Here is a 19,747-nt window from a genome sequence, read left to right as displayed (position 1 = left end):
TAACCTCCCGCTTCATTTAACCGGATGAAGACAGCCGCGTCAGCCTGCCGATTGCCAGCCGCACAATGGGCGGAGCAACAAGAAGCACAAAGAAAAGCCGGGTCAGCTGGTAGGCCGTCACCTGGGAGACATCCGCGCCAAGCAGAAGAGCCGTTACTGCCACTTCTCCTAAACCGCCGGGAGCAAGCGCAAGAAACCAAGTGACGATCGTTGGAACGGTCCACGTCGAGATCAACCATGACGCGCCGGCAGTTATCGCTACAAGTAAGCACGCTGTAGCCAAGGATAGCGGACCGAGCCGTTTGTTGATCCATATCATCCGCAATTGAACCCGTTTACCGATAAAAATGCCGATGAGCAGCTGTGCCGCTGCAAGCAGCGGACCCGGTACATCAGGCCAAGGGTTACCCATTATTGCAAGTGCCCCGACAACAAGCACGGGCCCGAGAAATTCCCCTGCCGGCAAGCCCAAACGGCGCGTTATCCAAGCGGATAAGGGAACAAGCGGCATAAGCAGCCAGCCCAGGAACGGCGGCCATTGACTTGCGGCCGCTTCGTTTAAGATGCTGCCGGCCCCCGCGCTGGCGGCCGCTGCCGCTTGCATCGCCTCCGCCGGCGCCGCTATCCAGGTCGCAAGGAACGGCACCGTATACAACACGACGATCAAGCGGGAAGTCTGCATGATTGCGACCGTTCCCGGATCGGCCTGCTTGAAATGGTCAGCGATCAGTACCATCTGCGTTAATCCGCCCGGCACGCAGCCGAGCATGGCGGTTGCGATATCAATGCGGGCAGCTCTGGCAAACCCCCATCCCACAAGCAGACACACTGCAACCCACAGAGCAGCGGCCGTGAGCATCCATGGGAGATCGTGAAGCATCATGATCACTGTCTCCAACGTCATTGATTGCCCTAACAGGTAGGCGACCACAACAATGCCCGCATATCCAATCCAATCCGGCCACTCAATGGTTCCTGGACGCAGCGCATTTAAGACCATGGCGGCAAAAGCCGGGCCCAATATCCAAGGAAGCGGCAAATGCGCCGCATGAAACAAACCGCCCCCCGCCAGTCCGATCAAGAATGTAAGAATAAACTTGTTATAATTCACAGATTCTTGCTCCCTCAGTTGGAAATGTTAGTCATCACTAACTTTACCAAAAGAGCCGAGACTTTGTCACGGTCGAAAAAAACCGCCATGGAAAGAACGAACTTTGCCGCCAAAGTTGGTCACTTCTAGTCAGCTTCACACATTGCTGCGCTTCCGCCCTGAACCTATAAGTGATATATTTTGCGGAACAGTTCACTTCCATGACGGCCCATTGTGCAATTCTACCTCTGTAACCCGCTATCGCTTTTGTTTATGATGTTTTTCATCCGTAACGCGATTGGATCTGCCTAGGCATACCACCATCGCTTGACGGGTGTTTTCCATCATCCGCCTACATCGTAAGTACGATCCGGTGTTCCTTCCCATCGTCCAGCAAATCCACGTAGAGCCCTTGCTGCCCGTCATCCTTCACAATCGCCGTATCCCTTCCATCCACCTGAAGCGCGCTTGCTCCTGACGATTTGCGGGATGGATTGCTGATCGTGATATGGTAATGCGATGTGTCAAAGCGGTAGCTGACGGAATATTCCGGCCACTCGGAAGGAATGCACGGGCATAGATGCAGCCGCGCTCCTTGGCGCGTAATGCCGAGAATCCATTCCACACCTGCCTGATACATCCAGCCTGCGGCTCCGGTGTACCAGGTCCATCCCGCATGTCCCCGATGCGGATCAGCGGTGTAAATATCCGCCGCCATTACGTACGGCTCGCCTGTATATTGCCGTACCTCATTGGAAGTCAGCGCATGCGTGATTGGATTTAACAGATGGAACAGCTCGAATGCTTTGTCCCCCTTGCCGAGGCGGCACCAGGCGACGATACTCCAGATGACACCGTGAGTATACTGCGCACCGTTCTCGCGAATACCCGGCGGATAACCTTGAATGTAACCGGGGCTCGGCTTCGTATTGAAGAACGGCGGGGTTAACAGGCGGACAAGCCTCAGATCCCGGTCCACCAGCTCGCGGTCGAATGACTGCATCGCCTGCATCGCTTTGTCCATCGGCGCTCCTCCCGAGATTACTGACCACGACTGGGCGATCGCATCGATCCGGCATTCCTCGCCGCGAATCGTACCCAGCCACTCGCCATGATCCGTGAAGGCCCTGCGGTACCATTGGCCATCCCATGCATGCGTATCCAGCGCTGCGGTCAGCTTTGCCCTGACTGCTTCGTAGTGATCAGCCTTCTTAGCCAGATCATGCTCCCTGCATATCGCTTCAAACCGTTTCAGCACTTCAATAATGAACCATCCGAGCCACACGCTCTCGCCGCGCCCTTTGGAACCGACATGGTTCATGCCGTCGTTCCAATCTCCAATTCCGATGAGCGGCAAGCCGTGCTCGCCAATCCGCTGCAGTGCCCGGTCAATCGCCCGCAAGCAATGCTCGAGCACTGTCCCGCTCTTTGGAGATAACACGGTTTCCTCATATCGCTCATGCTCTCCCTCTTTCAGCAGTTCACTGCGAAGAAACGGCTCCGTCTCCCCTAATATGCTGTCATCCCCTGTATGGACAATATATCTGGATACCGCATAAGGCAGCCACAGCAAATCGTCGGAGAAATGGGTACGAATTCCGCGTTTTGTCTCTTCATGCCACCAGTGCTGTACATCCCCTTCTTCATATTGATGAGCGGCATGCAGCTTGATCTGGGAACGGGTCAGATCAGGCCGGGTGTGCAGCATGGATAAGGAATCCTGCAGTTGGTCTCGATAACCATATGCACCCCCCGCTTGATAGAAAGCGGAACGCGCCCACATTCGGCAGGCAAGCGACTGATAAAGCAGCCAGCCGTTCAGCATGATATCCATTTCCTTGTTAGGTGTAGATACCTTCGTCTGCCCCAGCGTGCGCTCCCAGAATTGCCGCACCTCGGCCAAAGACTGTTCGCATACCGCAGGCTGGCTGTACTTGCGCGCAAGCGCAGCGGCAGCCTCGCGAGAATGCTCGCAGCCCAGCACAATCGGCACGATACGCTCCTCGCCCGGATCCAATACCATTTTAGCCTGTACCGCGCCGCACGAATCATAGAGCGTTCCTGTCTGTCCCGACAAATACTGGCGGCTCATCGCCGCAGGCCGTTCGATCGTACCGTTACGTCCGATAAATTCGCTCCGGTCGGCTGTCCAGGACAATGCGTCACTATCGTCTGTCGAACCATCCTCCCCGTACACACTTACAAATGCATGGGCATCACGGAACGTCTCCTGATAAGTGTTACGGGCCAGCAGAGCACAAGCCGCCTCATCCCACTCCGTTACGATAAAGGAAGCATTCGTCTGGCGTTTGACACCTAGCACCCATTCCGCATAATACGTAATGGATAGCCTTCTTTGAACCGATGTTCGATTGCGCAGCCTCAACAGCATCACTTTAACCGGCTCAGCCAGCGGTACAAATACGGTCAAATCGTGTGAAATGCCATTTCGTTCATGGCAAAAGCGCGAATATCCGTGGCTGTGCGTTGCGCTGTACGGCATAACCGAGGATGCTTCGGACGGCGTCAAGGACCACAGCTCGCCGCTCTCTTCATCCCGTAAATAACCCTTCTCAGCCGGCGGATCAAGCACAGGATCATTAGACCAGGGCGTTAACTTGCACTCGCGGCTGTTGCGCCACCAAGAGTATCCCGTACCCAGCTCCGAGACAAGACAGCCGAACTTCTCATTCGCCAGCACATTAATCCAGGGTGCCGGCAGATGATTCCTGTTCTTGATAACGATCCGGTACGCTTGTCCATTCTGCTCCGGCACGAATCCTCCCCAGCCGTTGAAAAAGAGAAGGTCGGAAGTATCCTCATGCTGCCGGGCCTCTGCGCTGCCGAATCGATCTTTTAACGCGGTCGGAACAAGCTCAGGCGGCAGCTCGGCCGCTCCGCGAAGCAGTTTCATTTGCGCCTTCAGACTAGGACCGTTCGCCCGCAGCTGTACGCGCGCAGCCGCAATTAATAAGGTTCGATCCTCTTCCGGCAACTGATTGGCAGGAATAACCGCGATGCCTGCAGGTTCCGCCCCATGCCGATCCACATCCTGCCTGACCGCACGCATTAACGCATCCTGCAGATCCTGCTGATAGCCGCCCGCCGATTCGTTCAAGATGATGAGATCGAATGCAAGTCCGGCACGACGCAAATATTCATGGCCGTACAGCAGTTTTACGATGAACCCCATATGGGTTTGGTTATCAATCCGCACAAGAATGATCGGCCGATCGCCGGATACGCCATAAGCCCACAGGCCGGACTGCCCCTTTGTATTATCCCTGATCCGGTCCGCGCGTTCCTTGCGAAGCGGCGGCGTGTACAGGATCTGGCCTGCAAAGGATTGAAACGACATCGCTTCGGACGGCATCAGCTGCAGATGCCTCAGCTCGATATTTCCGCGTGTCCAAGCAAGCTGGAAAGACCGCTCCACGACTTGCTCCGTCCTGTAGCGCTGGACAGTGTTAACGGCCTCTTCCTTCGTGTCCGCGACAGCGGTGACGGCATACAATCGAATGTTTTGCCCGGGTTCTATGTTTATACGTCGCCGAATGATAAACGCAGGATCGGCGACCGAGCCGCACGTTCCGGTCAAGCGAGAGCGAAGGCCCCTGGGATCGGACAACGAATGTCCGCGCCCGACAAACCGGGTCCGGTCAGTCTCAAATTCCACCGGCCCCAAAGCATGCCCCTCCACCATTAAAGAGTGGGCGGCGCATAAGGTCTGCTCCTTTTCATCGCGCGGACGACGCCTCGCAACAATACATTCCTCCTGCTCCGCGTATTCCGTATTAATGAACAGCTTGCTGAAAGCAGGATGCGCATCGTCCGCAATCGGGTGTGCCAGAGCAACCTCCAGAAAAGTGGTAACCTCGATGATTTTCGTTTCTTTGCCTGTGTTCGTAAGCGTTAACCGCCGTATCTCGGCGTTCGATTCCGGCGATACCGTAATTTCAAGCTTTGTCTGTATCTCGCCATCCATACGCATGAACAAGGCTTTGTCCAACCCGAATTGAATCCGCTGCTCCGCGGAAGGCACCCGGCATGGTTGATACGATGGAGACCATACCTTATCTGCCGCGACATCCCGAATATAAAGGAAGCTGCCCCAATGATCCGTTACCGGATCCTCCCGCCAACGCGAGACAGCCACATCGCCATACCGGCTGAATCCCCCGCCGCTTGCCGTTATAACTGTTGAAAAAGCGCCATTGGAAAGCACGCATACCTCCGGCGTTCTTGTATCGGCATTTGGATACTCGCGGACAGCCGTCTCTTCAGCCGATTTTGCCGCAGGCGAATGCACCCGCGTCATTGCAGGATGTTGAATGACTTTTGGCTTTACAGGAACCCGCTCCTGCAGCAGCAGCTCTGCAGCACGCACTCGTTTATCCCGGTGGAATCTGCCCTGCATCGTTTGCGGGAGCAGCAGGTTGGAAAGCGTAAGCAGGCTCATTCCTTGATGATGGGCCATAAAGCTTTGGATCGTCATATGTTCTTTATCTTTGGGCATGCGGTCCGGTGTAAAATCAATCGCCTCGTAGTAGCCGTATTTACCGCGTCCGCCAAGCTTTTCCATCCTGCGCAGTGTCTCAAGCGCTTTGTCTTTGGCAAATGGCAGCGCAAGCACCGTCGCATAAGGCGCCACCACCAGATCCTCCTCCAAGCCGCGCTTGAATCCGAGGCCGGGAACCCCGAATGCCCGGTATTGATAGTTCATTTGGAAATCGTAAGCGTAATATCCCGACTCCGATATGCCAAACGGAACTCCCCGCTGCTCGGCATATTCAATCTGCCGCTGCACAACCGCCTGATAGGTGCTGTCCCAAAGCGTATTTCGATAGGATTTCATCAGAAGGTGAGGCATCAGATATTCAAACATCGTACCCGACCATGACAGCAGGGCGGTCCGTTTGCCGGCTTTCGTCATCGTTCGCCCGAGCATGTTCCAGTGCGCCACCGACACCTGGCCCATAGCGATCGCCACGAAGCTGGCCTGCCTGGCCTCAGATGCCATCAGATCATAGAGCACCTGATCACGCCTGCCTTCTCCGGCATGGTAGCCTAAAGTAAACAGCTTCGACTTCTCATCGTAAAGCGGCCGGAAATTCGTCCCTTCGACTAAAGCCTCCAAACGCGTTAATAAACGGTTACCCCGTTCAGTCCATTCATTGTCATCATTCCTTCCCGACCTCGTCCGCTCCACCGCCGTTATTTTGTCTTTCTTCATAACAGGCGTCAGCTCTTCAGCGAATGCGACATTCAGCGCTTGTCTCGTATCCAGGCCCTCATCCGGATGGCGCTGCGGCATAAGATCCGCAGCAAGCCACTCGGTCAACCCTTCTTTAACCGTCAGCAGACACGCAACAAAGTTACCGGAGTCCACGGTTGATACATATAAAGGAAACAGTGTATTCAGTGTTGAGGTGTCGTACCAGTTATACAGATGCCCTTCCCATTTATCGAGCCGTTCAATCGTATCCACCGTCCGCTCCAAGCGTTCGATCAATTCTGCGGTCGTAATGAACTCAAAATCCCTTGCGGCCAGCGCACAGGCCAGATACAGCCCGATGTTCGTAGGCGAGGTCCGGTGCGCAATGCCGTTCGGGGGCTCGATCTGCACATTATCAGGCGGCAGCCAGTGTTCATGCTCCGTCACATAGTCCTCAAAGAACAGCCAGATTTGCCGGGATAATGTCCGCAGCTCAGTCGCCTCCGCCTCGGATATCGACGGCACAGGCTGGTCTACCGGTTGGTCCAGCCAGCGAATAACAAACGGTGCGCAGGCCCACAGCGCACTGAGAATCAAACCGGTGAATTGCACTGAAATCTCACCATGCCGGAACGCCGCCCCTGCAAAAATCAAAATCAAGGCATATCCGGCCAGCATACCAGTCAATGCAGGCTGGCTGCCGCTTTGGCTGTGGCGTTCGATCTCGGCCGAGCTGACCCACTCCAGCAATCTGCGCTTGGTGAAAAGCAAACGATTCACCGTTGTGAAGATTGCACTAATTAGCAGTACACACTGGAAAGGAAGAGTGATCAAGGTAACGGCTGCTTGTCCAAGCGTAACGAGCAAGCTCTTGGGATACCGAATAACCTGCCGCAGCGATATCAATTGGCGGATCACCGGCAGTAACAAGGTTGCCAGCACAAGCGTCAGCCAAACACCCGGCGAGCCGGGAAGTCCGATCATGGCCAGCAGCGCGATCGCAAACAGCACCGGAGGAAGCAGGCTGCGCCTCATATTATCGATGATTTGCCAACGGGATAACGGGGTTAAATCAACCGGCGCGCGTGCTCCCCGCCGATCCTCTACGCGGGGCAGCAGCCATAAGAGCAGCTGCCAATCGCCGCGTACCCAGCGGTGCAATCGTTTCTGATAGGCACTGAAAGTAGCTGGGTGACCATCGATCAATTCAATATCCGACAGCAGTCCCGCACGCAAAAAACCGCCTTCTAGCAAGTCATGGCTGAGCACGCGGTTATCGGGAATACGATCACACAACACCTGATGAAACGTATCCACATCGAATATTCCCTTCCCGGTGAAAATCCCCTGCCCCACTCCATCCTGATAAGGATCGGAAACCGCGAAAGCATAGGGATCAACGCCTGGATCAGAAGACCACAAATAAGCCAGCCGTGAACGCAGAGCCGACTCATGGCTCATGCCAATACGGGGCTGCAGCACGCCATAACCTTCGACAACCCGTGTCTTGGTATCATTTAATCTCGGATGATTGTAAGGCAGGTGCAGCGTTCCGATCATCCGCTGCGCACTGCCCAGAGGCAGCTGCGTGTCGGCATCAAGCGTAATGACGTAACGAATCGACGACAATATCGACGAGTCTGAGGCAATGGCATTATAAGTTGTTTCCCTGCTTCCCTTCAGCAGCTCCACGAATTCCACTAATTTACCGCGCTTGCGCTCCCATCCCATCCAGACACCCTCGGAAGGATTCCATAAACGGCGCCGTTGAAACAGATGAAACGTACTGCCGGGGTACGCTTTATTCAGCGCCTCGATACCCGCTCTTGCCGCGTCGATAATGCCTTGGTCTTTGGCCTGCTTTTCTTCCTTGGCGTCAGTGAAATCACTGAGCAGAGCAAAATGAATATTCGCATCGCGGTTAGCCAAGTAATGAAGCTCCAGCTTCTCCACCATTTCTCTGACTTGTTCAACGGTCGACCAGATCACAGGAATGACAACCATGGAAGCTGCTTCAGCCGGAACTTGCCGGGAGAAATCATAGCGGAGCAGCGGCAGCGGACGTTTCACACATTCGATCAGCCAATGCGCCCCCGCGATCGCCCATTCCATGGCAAGCGGGGCCAGCACGAGCAGAGCCAGCATCCATTCCAGCGGAAGCAGCCCTTCCCCGGTACCTGTCCATAAAGCAAATCCTGTCAGAAAGAGTACAAATGCGACGGCAATCAAATTGAAATACGTACCTGTAGCGCGCCGCAGTATCCCCGCCTCCGGCATTGCCCTCGGAGCGCTGCACGCGGTAAGTGCGCGCCGCAGGTCGTTAACGCCAACGGGATCTAGCAAATAGTAGGCGACAAAAGCTTGTCTCGGCATCTGTCTGTGGTCGGCTTGGGCAAGGTCGCCCAATTCTCCCCATGTCTTCTCGTAGGCTTGCGCAGCCAGCTCCACCGCCTGGACCGCGATTAGATTTTCCGGAACCCGCAGTCGTCCTGCAAGCTGCTCGACCCGTTTGCGCAGTGAATCACGGCTTGAGAAATCCAGCAGCTTATAATCGCCTGACGTTTCTTCACGCAGCGTTTGTTCAACGATATTGATCCGTTCAAACAATTCATTCCAATCCAAACGCGACAAAAATCTCAAACTTCCGATGAGATTGCCGGTTGTCAGATGAAACGACGCTTGAAGCTGATATTCATAGGAGACGATCCTGTCAAGACTCTCTGCCCCGTTCTCCAATTTGCAGATGAGCCAATCACGCACCTCTGCCGTATCCTCAGACCACTCGCGCAGATGCTTGGTCAAATGGGCAATTAACGGCCCGGAGAGCGGCATCTCCACTCCGGCCCCTTCGAGAGACTTGTTCAGCCGCTCCGGCGACAGGCTGGACGGTTCAATCCCTTTCAATAATCGTTCGACGGTACCGCACAGCTGCCGGCGCTCCTGAACCACATCCATCGTACCTGCCAATTTGTCGATCAGGGCCATACGCATCATAAGCGGAATTGCCCATACCTCGGCAATCGTCAGGACGGATACTTCCTGATAGGATTCGATGTAAGACATAAATGAGTACTCGTCCAGGCTGCCGTCCATATGATCAAGATAATCACTGCAAATCGCCAGCACCCTGGCTTCACCGGTCTTATGCAAATGCGGCAGCTTTCGCAAGAAATCGGTCGAGGATTGCTGGAACACAACCAACACTTGCTCTTCGATAAACTCCGCATGATCGAGAAGCCATTCTTCCGCAGGCTGCGCGCAAGCCGAACGCTCCGCCCGCAGCTCGCTTACGAAAGCTCGTAATCGTTGGACATCGGCATCCATCCTGCCCCACCAATGCTTAGACGGCTTTCTTCTTATATAAGGGTCGTGGGTAAGCGCAAACTTGTGCGCATGTTGCCTGAGCTGTTCTCTATTTAAAATCATCATTTTCCCCCAGGTAATGGAAATGTGTTTGGAAAACCGTAACAGTTTAAACATGTCCATAAAGGGAGGAAATTATGAGTTTTTAGAAAAAAAGAGCAGCATGGCATTCAAATGTTACCCGCTACGTGCGCCTATGACCGTTAAAAATGGAAAGTTGATCCATTACATATCTAAGTGTCCGTGGCGGCCATTACGCGAATGTGGCGAATTGACCGGCAAAACAAAAAAGACCTGCGCGATTGAGCACAAGTCTTATGGTAATTCTACTATTCTTATAGGCTTATAGTCTTCCGTTATTATTAAACGACTGAATCGGACCATTCCAGCGCTCGTCTTGCTGATCGATTTCCTGATACCCGCCGTTGGTGTATTCATGAATGACATTTCTCCAAAACTGCTGCGCATTCACGTTCTCGCGCTCCTGCCTTATTTCCCAGTGGCCTTGATAATTATCAAAAATTTCAGTTACGATGGCCTTCCCGATCTGGCGGCGGCGCCATTTGCGCATAATGAAAAACTCGGCGAGATGGCGGGTTTCCAACGTTCTGGGAACAACCAGGCTGAAGTTATTAATTAGCGCAAAGCCAGCCAGCAGATCGTTGATCTGAATGAGAATCGGGATGCGGCCTTCTTCCGCTCTTCCGTGCTCTGTCCAATAATGATCCAGATATTTATAATCGAATATCCCGTGTTTGTCCGGGTCTTTGCCATTGAATTCACTTGTATCGTACCGGTAGAGCTGCAGTAAATTCCGAAATACAGGCTTGTCCGCAACCGCTCCATCTAATAATTTAATCTGATAGCCATTATGGTTGATCGAGATCATTATGCTCACACACCTCTCAAGTAACGATCTTAGATCTCCATTATAAATCCTTTCATGGCTTTTGAACAATGTAAGATAAACTTACCGCCTTTAGAATGACAGGCTCTTTATCCCGGTTAATCTCCAGCTCAAGCGGTTCTTCACCGACATGAAGCTCCTTCCATCCCTTGTATTCCCGGCGAAATGCCGATAAAGCCTTCTCTTTGTCCAGGATGACCTCGAAAAGCGTTTCGCGTTCGGTTCCATCCTTCTTATTGAATTCTTTAATATTGGTATTCATAAGAATACAGTTTATTCCCTTCTCTCTCGTCCCTTTCGCCATCCTTTGAAGAACCTTCTGCAAGAGATCCTCCGAACGGACGTGTTCAAGGCTTGAGCCTGCAACAATGTAGTCATAGCTATTCTCTTGAATTTGATAGTCGCTGATATCGCCTTGCTCCGTGCGGATCGCATCATCAACACCGTAACGCCGGCTGTATTGATTCAGCTTTTCCAGTGCCTTTTCAAGCAGATCAACACATTGCACATACCCGCCTGTCACCCGTACCTTGTCGGCTAAAGGTATGCTATGACGACCGACGCCGCAGCCCAAATCGAGAATAGAGAGCGGCTTGTCGGTCTGTAAATAATCAAAGTGATCCATGACCAAATCTACGGGTTCATGCAGCCATGTGCCCTTTTGATATAATTTAACATTTTCAAAGCATTGTTCGTGGTATTTGCGCTCCTCCTTGCGGATCCGCTGTAATCGCGATGCATTCATGACATCTCCTCCAATCCAAAATTTTTTTTACGAATCTCTTACGGAAAAGATACTTGCTTTTCTCCATACGATTCATGTTATTCCGCGTTTCCATAGCTTGAATGCCATCGCGCTTATCGCTCCGTTGAAGCCAGTACGCCGTCCATCATGGACCTCATTTCACTAAGCTTCTCCCATGGATCGCCGCTGCCGAGATATGTCAAAGAATAAGGACCTTCCAAGCCTGCCTCCTTGCAAAGCTCCAGACAACGGCGGAAATCTTCCGTATTGATCATTCCCTGGCTGTCCACTTCCGCTTTCGCATGAACCGTATCGGCATAAGGGAGCACGCGCGCAAGCTGATTATATTTGTCCTGCTTAAAATTGCCGAAATCGCAGGTAAATCCGACTTTTCCTTGACAAAGCTCGAGCAGTCTCAAGCAGTTATCCGCATTAGACAGCAGCTGCCCGAGGTTCTCCGTAACGAGTTGAATGCCGGCTTCAGCGGTGTATTCATACACCTTCATCAGACCCTCTGACGCACGGATAAGCGCAGCCAGATCATCCGGCGGCGACTCTCCCGCTCCGATTCGCACACGACGAAAGCCAGCCTGTGCAGCAATTTCAATCCACTTTCTGAGCCAGGCGATATCTGCCTTCGTACGCAGTGGATCCGTAGTCGAGAGATCACCGTAGTCGAGCAGTAATGAAGTTAACTCCACGCCGGCCGCTTGCGAGTTGTTTCGCAGCCTGCTCAGCTCCTCTTTTGAGGTCTTATGCAGCTGGGCATAACTAAGCTCCAGCCCGCTGTAGCGCTCTGCTTCAAGCTTTATCAAAAGCTCATCAAGCGTAATCTCCTCCGGATAGACTTCAACTTGCAGCACATGCTCTCTGCTGCCTTCGTTCCATTCCGTCATCCGCAGCGGTCCCATCATTTTTTCCAATGACCAGCTATTAAGTGAAATCATCATTCTGCCGCCTCCCTGCCGGGGTTGAATGTGGCTTTGGTTGTTCACATAAACTCGAGTGACCGCCTGAATGGCAGCCAATCTCCTTTACTAAAGTTATGTTCTTTATAAACGCCCGAGGGAGGCATGAATCATCTCTGCATGGCTCTAACCTGAAAGCTTTGGGAACAACAGCGATCGGAAGAACATTCGACTGCGCAGTGAATGCGGTACAACCAAAGCTTTTAAGAGAAAGGGGGCTATCCCATCGTCATCATCGATGACTTATGGGACTGCCCCCTCATCCTAGGAAGATTTATTTTTGTTATAGATATCAAACCCTACCGCCAGCAGCAGCACGAGTCCCTTAATTCCTTGCTGCCAGTCGATGCCGAGGCCGACCAGCGACATCCCGTTATTCATGACACCCATCACGAGACCGCCGATGATCGCACCGATAACGGTACCGACTCCGCCGTAGGCTGATGCGCCGCCGATGAAGCAGGCTGCGATCGCGTCAAGCTCGAACAGGTTGCCGGCCTTCGGTGTCGCCGCGCCCAATCTTGCCGCATAGATCAACCCGGAGAGCGCTGCAAGCACACCCATGTTGACGAATACCCAAAACGTTACGCGTTTTGTTTTTACGCCGGACAAGCCAGCCGCTTTTTCATTTCCGCCAAGTGCGTAGATATGGCGGCCCATAACCGTCTTTTTCATAACAAACGTGTAGACAATAACAAGGACAAACAAGATGATCAGAATGTTCGGAATGCCTTCATAATTAGCCAAGATGTACGTGAACGCATTGAGTACCGCGATCATCGCCGCCAGCTTGGCGATAAGGAAACCTATCGGCATCACTTCAAATTCATATTTCTTCTGTATTCTGCGATTGCGCAGCTCACTAAAGATGAGAATAACGGATAACACGACGCCGAGCGCTAATGTTGCATTATGCATCGTCGCTCCGCCCAGAAAATCAGGCAGGAAGCCTGTGCTTATTTTCTGGAAGCCGGATGGGAATGGAGAGATCGATTGTCCCTCGAGAACAATCATCGTCGCTCCCCGGAACAACAGCATGCCTGCCAGGGTAACGATAAATGATGGAATCTTCACATAAGCAATCCAAAAGCCCTGCCATGCTCCGATTAAAGCGCCTACTGCCAGTGAGATCGGTACCGCGATCCATGGCGACATCTGCATATCGACCATAAGAATGGCCGAGATCGCGCCGACAAACGCCGCCACCGAACCGACGGATAAGTCGATATGCCCGGTGATGATAACAAGCACCATCCCGATCGCAAGCACCAGAATATAGCTGTTCTGCAGGATCAGGTTTGTTACGTTGAGCGGTTTGAGCAGTATGCCGTCCGTCAACACCTGAAAAAGTAACATAATAAGAATCAGTGCAACGAGCATCCCGTATTGACGGATATTCGCTCTAAACATTTTTGACAAGTCAGCCATGTTGGGACCCTCCCGTTCTGGTCATAAATTTCATCAGTTTCTCTTGTGTCGCTTCTTTACCATTAACTTCACCGGTGATCCGGCCCTCATTCATGACATAAATCCGGTCGCACATGCCTAAAATTTCCGGAAGCTCGGAGGAGATGAAGAGGATCCCTTTCCCTTCCGAAGCCAATTGATTGATGATGCTGTAGATCTCGTATTTGGCTCCGACATCGATTCCACGCGTCGGCTCATCCAGCATAAGCAGATCCGGTTCCGAGAAAATCCATTTGCTGAGAACGACCTTTTGTTGATTTCCGCCGCTTAAGTTTCCTGTTTTCTGCAAAATGCTCGGCGTTTTGATTTTTAACTTCTTACGGAACGATTCCGCTTCTATTACTTCTTGATTTTCATCGACAACCATATTTCTCGAAATTTTATTTAAGCTCGCGAGCGTAATGTTCCGTTTAATATCGTCCATCAGGATCAAGCCGTAATGCTTCCGGTCTTCCGTTACATAGGCAACCCCGTTATCAATCGCTTTATTGATATCCGTCAATGAAATTTCCTTGCCGTCCTTCACCAGCTTGCCTGAGATTTTCTTGCCGTACGATTGTCCGAATATGCTCATCGCAAGCTCCGTGCGGCCTGCACCCATCAAACCGGCGATCCCTACGATCTCACCTTTACGAATATGGATATTCACATCATCAATCACCTTGCGTTCGGAATGCAGCGGATGATAGACATTCCAGTTCTTCACTTCAATGAAGATTTCACCGATGTTCGGCTCCCGCTTAGGATAGCGGTTGGTCAGGTCCCGGCCGACCATGCCTTTAATAATCCGATCCTCTGTGACTTGATCCTTCTTCATGTCCAGCGTCTCGATCGTCTGGCCGTCCCGAATGACCGTCAGCGCATCGGCTACCTTCGAAATTTCATTCAATTTATGGGAGATAAGAATCGATGATATGCCTTGCCGTTTGAATTCGAGCAGCAGCTGCAGCAGATTTTCACTGTCATCTTCGTTCAGGGCCGCTGTCGGCTCATCCAGGATTAGCAGCTCTACTTCCTTGGCCAGTGCTTTAGCAATTTCTACGAGCTGCTGTTTACCGACACCGATGTTCGTGATCAAGGTGTTGGGGGCTTCCAGCAAGCCTACTTTATTGAGCAGCGTCTTCGTTTTCATTATCGTGTCATTCCAGTTAATGATGCCGCTCTTGGCCTGCTCATTACCCAGAAAGATATTTTCCGCAATCGATAAATAAGGAATCAAAGCCAGCTCCTGATGAATGATAACAATCCCTAAGCCTTCGCTTTGTTTGATGTCTTTAAATTCGCATACTTTCCCTTTATACAAGATGTCCCCCGTGTAGCTTCCATGCGGGTAAACACCGCTCAAAACTTTCATCAATGTGGATTTTCCGGCTCCATTCTCACCGACTAAAGCGTGGATCTCGCCCTTCTTTACCTTCAGGTTGACACCGTTTAGCGCCTTAACGCCCGGGAACGTCTTGGTAATATCCTTCATTTCCAATAGGATGTCGGTCATCATGCTCACCTCTAGCTTCACAATATAATAAATGATTTAGTGACGGTCGCTTGGCCATCACTAAATCATTTAAATCTTCACATTGGTAATACTTCGTACTACTTCAGCTGATCTTCCGTGTAATAACCGCTGTTCACGAGTACTTCCGAATAATTAGTGGCATCAACCGATACCGGCTCTAACAGGTAAGAAGGGACTACCTTAACGCCATTGTCATACGTTGTTGTGTCATTGACTTCCGCTTCCTCGCCTTTCAGCAGGCTGTCAGCCATTGCTACCGCTTTTTTCGCTAATTCGCGGGTATCTTTAAATACCGTCTGCGTTTGTTCGCCGGCAATGATCGATTTGATCGAAGCAAGCTCCGCATCCTGGCCGGTAATGATCGGCATTGGCTTGCTCTCGCTGCCATAACCGACACCTTTGAGCGAGGAAATAATTCCGATGCTGATGCCATCATATGGGGACAGAACCGCATCCACTTTCTCTGTGGAATAATTCGCGCTCAGCAGGTTGTCCATTCTGGACTGTGCAAGCGAGCCGTCCCATCTCAAGGTTGCCACTTGTTCAATCGTCGTTTGGTTGCTGCGGACGACCAGCTTGCCGGAATCGATGTAAGGCTTCAGAATCGACATCGCGCCATCAAAGAAGAAATAAGCATTATTGTCATCCGGTGATCCGGCAAACAGCTCAATGTTGAATGGACCCTTTCCATCCTTCAAGCCCAGCTTTTCTTCAATATAGGATGCTTGCTGCACCCCTACTTTGAAGTTATCGAAGGTTGCATAGTAGCTGACATGCTCGCTTTTCTTGATCAAACGGTCATAAGCGATAATTTTAATGTCTTCGTTGTTTGCTTTATTCAGTACATCTGTCAACGCTTCTCCGTCGATTGGAGCGATAACGATGACATCTACGCCTTTGGTAATCATATTTTCAATCTGGGACACTTGGTTCTCCACAACGTCTTCCGCGTATTGCAGGTCAGCCGAGTAACCCAAGGCTTCAAATTCCTTCTTCATATTAGCCCCGTCGCCAACCCAGCGCTCGGAGGATTTTGTCGGCATCGAGATTCCTACGCTTCCAGCCTCTCCGCCGCCGCTGCTGCTTCCTCCGTTGCCGCCGCAAGCCGCTAAAGCCAGCACCAATGTTGCCATTACCAATCCGGTCCATACTTTCTTCATCTTTTTCTACCCCTTTCATTCCTTGCCTGAAGTAATAACTTGATTATAGTGAGAATCGAATAACGGGTCTTTGCAATAAAACTACTCTTTTTATAAAAAATCTACTTTTGTGAAAACGCTCGCATAAAAATGTGCAAACGAAGCAGATCGAATGATTCTGGAGAAGCGTCAGCGATCGGAAGAACATTCGACTGCGCAGTGAATGCGGTACAACCAAAGCTTTTAAGAGAAAGGGGGTGTCCCATCGTCATCATCGATGACTTATGGGACACCCCCGTCTTCTGTAAATGCGGCGCCTTTGCGATACTGATTCGGCGATGCGCCGGTCACCTTCTTAAAAGCCGTGCTGAAATAATGCTGTGTGTCATAACCGACGGCTTCTGCAATTTCCTGAATCTGCATGGTTGTCGTATTTAAAAGCTGAATCGCTCTTTGGATCCGCAGCTGCGTGAGCAGGCTGACGAAGGAAATGCCCAGCTCCTGCTTGAGAACCCGGCTCAAATACACCGGCGATACCTGCAGCGATTGGGCCACCAGCTCCAGCGTCATTTCGGGATTTGTGAAGTGGTCACGTATATATTGGCGGGCCCGGCGAACCATCGGCGAAATGTGCGCTTCCCGGTAAACATTGGTTTTGCAGCGGCGATATGCGGCAGGCACGGCCGTCACGCCATCCTCTACCGGTTCAAAATGCAAATAAACGGCGATTTTCAAGTAGGTTTGAACCGATCTCTCAATTTCCTTCAAGACAGATTCCGGGATCCCTTCCCAAGCAATTAGTACGATAAGTCCGGAGTGGTCTCGAAACATCACTTTTTGATAAGGCTCCAGCCATTCCGATACGATATTCTCGATCGCATACAAGAGCAATTGCCGATCGCTTTCTTTCATCAACGGTTGATTCACGATCAATTCCGGCCAGCGAATGACGCCGCATAACTTCGGACAGCTAACCGGAAGCTGCAGAAATTGAAGCTGCTCCGTAATTTCCTCCCTGGTCAGATCGCCTCCAAGCCATTCATGGCAAAACCGTTCTCTAAGCAGCGGAAAATTTTTATTAATCTGCTGCGAGGCCATTCTTAAATGCTCATTCTTCTGTTCCATCAATTCCAAATCGCGGCGGGCATTTTCAAGTACCTTTACTAATTGGTCAGGACGAGCAGGCTTTAGAATATAATCGTCGACACTAAGCCGGATCGCTTCCTGTGCATATGTGAACTCATCATGTCCTGTAATAATAATAATTTTGCAGTCGGCATGTTTCTCCCGAATATGCTTGATAAGCGTGATGCCGTTCATGATCGGCATATTTAAGTCGACCAGCATGATGTGAACGCGATGCAGCAGCGCCAGCTCGAGCGCCTCCTCCCCATCCTCGGCTTCCGCAGCAACCTCCATCTGGAGCGAGCTCCAATCCACCGCTTCGCGAATGCCTTCTCTGATGATCGATTCGTCATCAGCGATCAAAACCTTCCAAGCTTGTTCCATGGCTTACTTCCCCTCTTCCAAATCAATAGACTGTCTCTTGTCCATGCGGATGATTGGATGGACAATCGTAACCGTTGTTCCTTGCCCCAGCTCGCTCTCAATCGAAAGTCCGTAAGGGTCTCCGAACGTCAGGTTGATTCTTGCCTGAACATTCATAATCCCGTACCCGCTGGAATCCTTTTCTTCATTGACCTCATCCTCTGTGATGGAATCGGCCAGCTTGCGCCTTAACAGCTTAAGCTGTTCCTCCGACATTCCCTTTCCATCATCCTCTACTCGAATGACAAGATTCCCATCCTGCTCCTCTGCGGAAATAAGAATATGCCCTGGTCCTCTTCGCTCCTTGATCCCATGGTAGATCGCATTCTCTACAATCGGCTGCAGCAGCAGCTTTAGAACCGACAGCTCCTGAACCGACTCTGCGATCTGCACAGAATAGTTCAGCTTATCCCGATACCGGGTATGCTGAATCTTGAGATAGCTGTGAATATGCTCAAATTCATCAATGATCGTGATCATATCATTTCCTTTGCTCAGGCCGATCCGGAATAACCGGGACAGGGCATCCACAACCTCGGCTACGTCGTCGGCTCCTTTTTTGCGGGCCATCCAATGAATGGTATCCAAGGTGTTATAGAGAAAATGCGGTTTAATATGCGCCTGCAAGCTTTTCAGCTCGGCTTCCCGCTTCTGCCGCTCCTGCAGCTCAGTTAGGGATATCAGCTTGTTAACTTGGGTCAACATGTTGTTGTAGCTGCGTCCAAGCTGTCCCACTTCATCTGTCCGGCTTCCCCAATAACGTACTGTCATATCGCCGGATTCCGCTTTGTCCATGAACGACATCAACTGCCCGATCGGTCTGGAAATGCTGTGTGATAAATACAATGATGCCGCACTCCCCAGCAAGCAAACAAAGAAAACAAAGCTGATCACATAGAAACGAATTTCCTGCACCTCGAATACCGAGCCCTCCGTAGAGAACACGCCTACAGCTGTCCAGTTCGTAAAGGAAGAGGTGCGGAACAGGAATTGCAGCTTTCTCCCTTCTACTTGCTTGGAGAAGCTGCCTGATGGATTCTCATCCAGCCATTCTTTTGGAATATTAGTAATATAGGGCTCGGAAGGGGAGTAGATCATCTCGCCGCGGTCATCCATTATCGTAAGATAACCGGTCTTTCCCAGCCGCACATCCTTGGCAGCTTCCGCAATCACGCGAATCTTAAGGTCGATGAGCACGACACCCTGCACCTGCTGTGTGTCAGGATCCAAAATTGCCCTCACGACTGTAACGACCTCGTTGTCTTTATAGTAAATATGCGACGTAAGGTTGCGTCCAACAGGCTGTCCGATAATAGTAAAGATCCCTTTCTTGTCCACCGCATCCTTGTACCAATATTCCTCTGTCAGCGGTTGATCAGTTCGTGCATAAAGCTCGTTGCTGATATAGTCTCCCCGGCTGTTCACAACCAGAATGCCCGCAATTTCCGAATGCAAATTCGAGAAGCCCTGCAAAAACTGGCGAATATTATAATCTGTCCCCGCTTCCCGCTCCGCCTCCTGCTCCGTAAGAAATTGCTTTACCTCCGGATTGAATGCAATAAAGTACGTAATATTTTGCATATTGTCAACGTAGGATTCCAATGTTTTATTTACCTTGCTGATCAATTGGAGCGTGTTGTCAGCCACCTGCCGTTCAATAATGCGATCCACGGTCCAACTGATCAACAGTCCCAGGCCAATGGACGGCAATATGCTGATCAGCAAGAAATGAGTGATCAGCTTGTACCGTATCGGCAAATTATTCATCTCAAACCTTTCCCGCAAACGC

The 19,747-nt window shown here is 51.3% G+C and carries 10 protein-coding genes; all 10 read right to left on the bottom strand.

All coding sequences use genetic code 11. The features are described 5' to 3' along the window. Window positions 1-16: 16 nt before the first annotated feature. Window positions 17-1,111: an AbrB family transcriptional regulator gene (locus IEW11_RS05260; protein WP_188529710.1), complete on the bottom strand. Its 1,095-nt coding sequence runs from the start codon at window positions 1,109-1,111 to the stop codon at window positions 17-19. Between the two features lie 331 nt (window positions 1,112-1,442). Continuing rightward, window positions 1,443-9,731 carry a glycoside hydrolase family 94 protein gene (locus IEW11_RS05255; protein ID WP_188529709.1) on the bottom strand — a complete coding sequence of 2,763 codons (8,289 nt, stop codon included), beginning with the start codon at window positions 9,729-9,731 and terminating at the stop codon, window positions 1,443-1,445. A gap of 280 nt (window positions 9,732-10,011) precedes the next feature. Next, a complete protein-coding gene (locus IEW11_RS05250; RefSeq protein WP_188529707.1) occupies window positions 10,012-10,557 on the bottom strand; it encodes a GNAT family N-acetyltransferase in 546 nt (181 codons plus the stop codon). 52 nt (window positions 10,558-10,609) lie between these two features. Beyond that, window positions 10,610-11,320, bottom strand: coding sequence for a class I SAM-dependent methyltransferase (locus tag IEW11_RS05245; RefSeq protein WP_188529705.1), 711 nt, complete (start codon window positions 11,318-11,320; stop codon window positions 10,610-10,612). 113 nt (window positions 11,321-11,433) lie between these two features. Beyond that, entirely contained in the window at window positions 11,434-12,270 is an 837-nt protein-coding gene (locus IEW11_RS05240) for a sugar phosphate isomerase/epimerase family protein (RefSeq protein WP_188529703.1), read from the bottom strand. 282 nt (window positions 12,271-12,552) lie between these two features. Beyond that, the gene (mmsB, locus tag IEW11_RS05235) at window positions 12,553-13,716 is read right to left on the bottom strand and encodes a multiple monosaccharide ABC transporter permease (RefSeq protein WP_188529701.1); all 1,164 of its coding nucleotides are present in this window, start codon (window positions 13,714-13,716) and stop codon (window positions 12,553-12,555) included. After that, on the bottom strand, window positions 13,709-15,250 hold the full coding sequence (mmsA, locus tag IEW11_RS05230; protein ID WP_188530197.1) for a multiple monosaccharide ABC transporter ATP-binding protein: 1,542 nt from the start codon (window positions 15,248-15,250) through the stop codon (window positions 13,709-13,711). Before mmsA ends, mmsB begins: the two co-directional genes overlap by 8 nt. Before the next feature lie 98 nt (window positions 15,251-15,348). Continuing rightward, window positions 15,349-16,431 (bottom strand): multiple monosaccharide ABC transporter substrate-binding protein, encoded by a 1,083-nt coding sequence (chvE, locus tag IEW11_RS05225; protein ID WP_308422695.1) that lies wholly within the window; start codon window positions 16,429-16,431, stop codon window positions 15,349-15,351. Window positions 16,432-16,692: 261 nt separating this feature from the next. Further along, window positions 16,693-17,919, bottom strand: coding sequence for a response regulator (locus IEW11_RS05220; RefSeq protein ID WP_188529700.1), 1,227 nt, complete (start codon window positions 17,917-17,919; stop codon window positions 16,693-16,695). Between the two features lie 3 nt (window positions 17,920-17,922). Continuing rightward, window positions 17,923-19,725 carry a cache domain-containing sensor histidine kinase gene (locus IEW11_RS05215; RefSeq protein WP_188530194.1) on the bottom strand — a complete coding sequence of 601 codons (1,803 nt, stop codon included), beginning with the start codon at window positions 19,723-19,725 and terminating at the stop codon, window positions 17,923-17,925. Window positions 19,726-19,747 lie beyond the last annotated feature (22 nt).

Origin of the sequence: Paenibacillus abyssi (genome assembly GCF_014640295.1) — a bacterium.
Taxonomy (GTDB): domain Bacteria; phylum Bacillota; class Bacilli; order Paenibacillales; family Paenibacillaceae; genus Paenibacillus_D; species Paenibacillus_D abyssi.
Note: the sequence above shows the minus strand (reverse complement) of the source record. Positions and strands in the feature narration are given on the sequence as shown.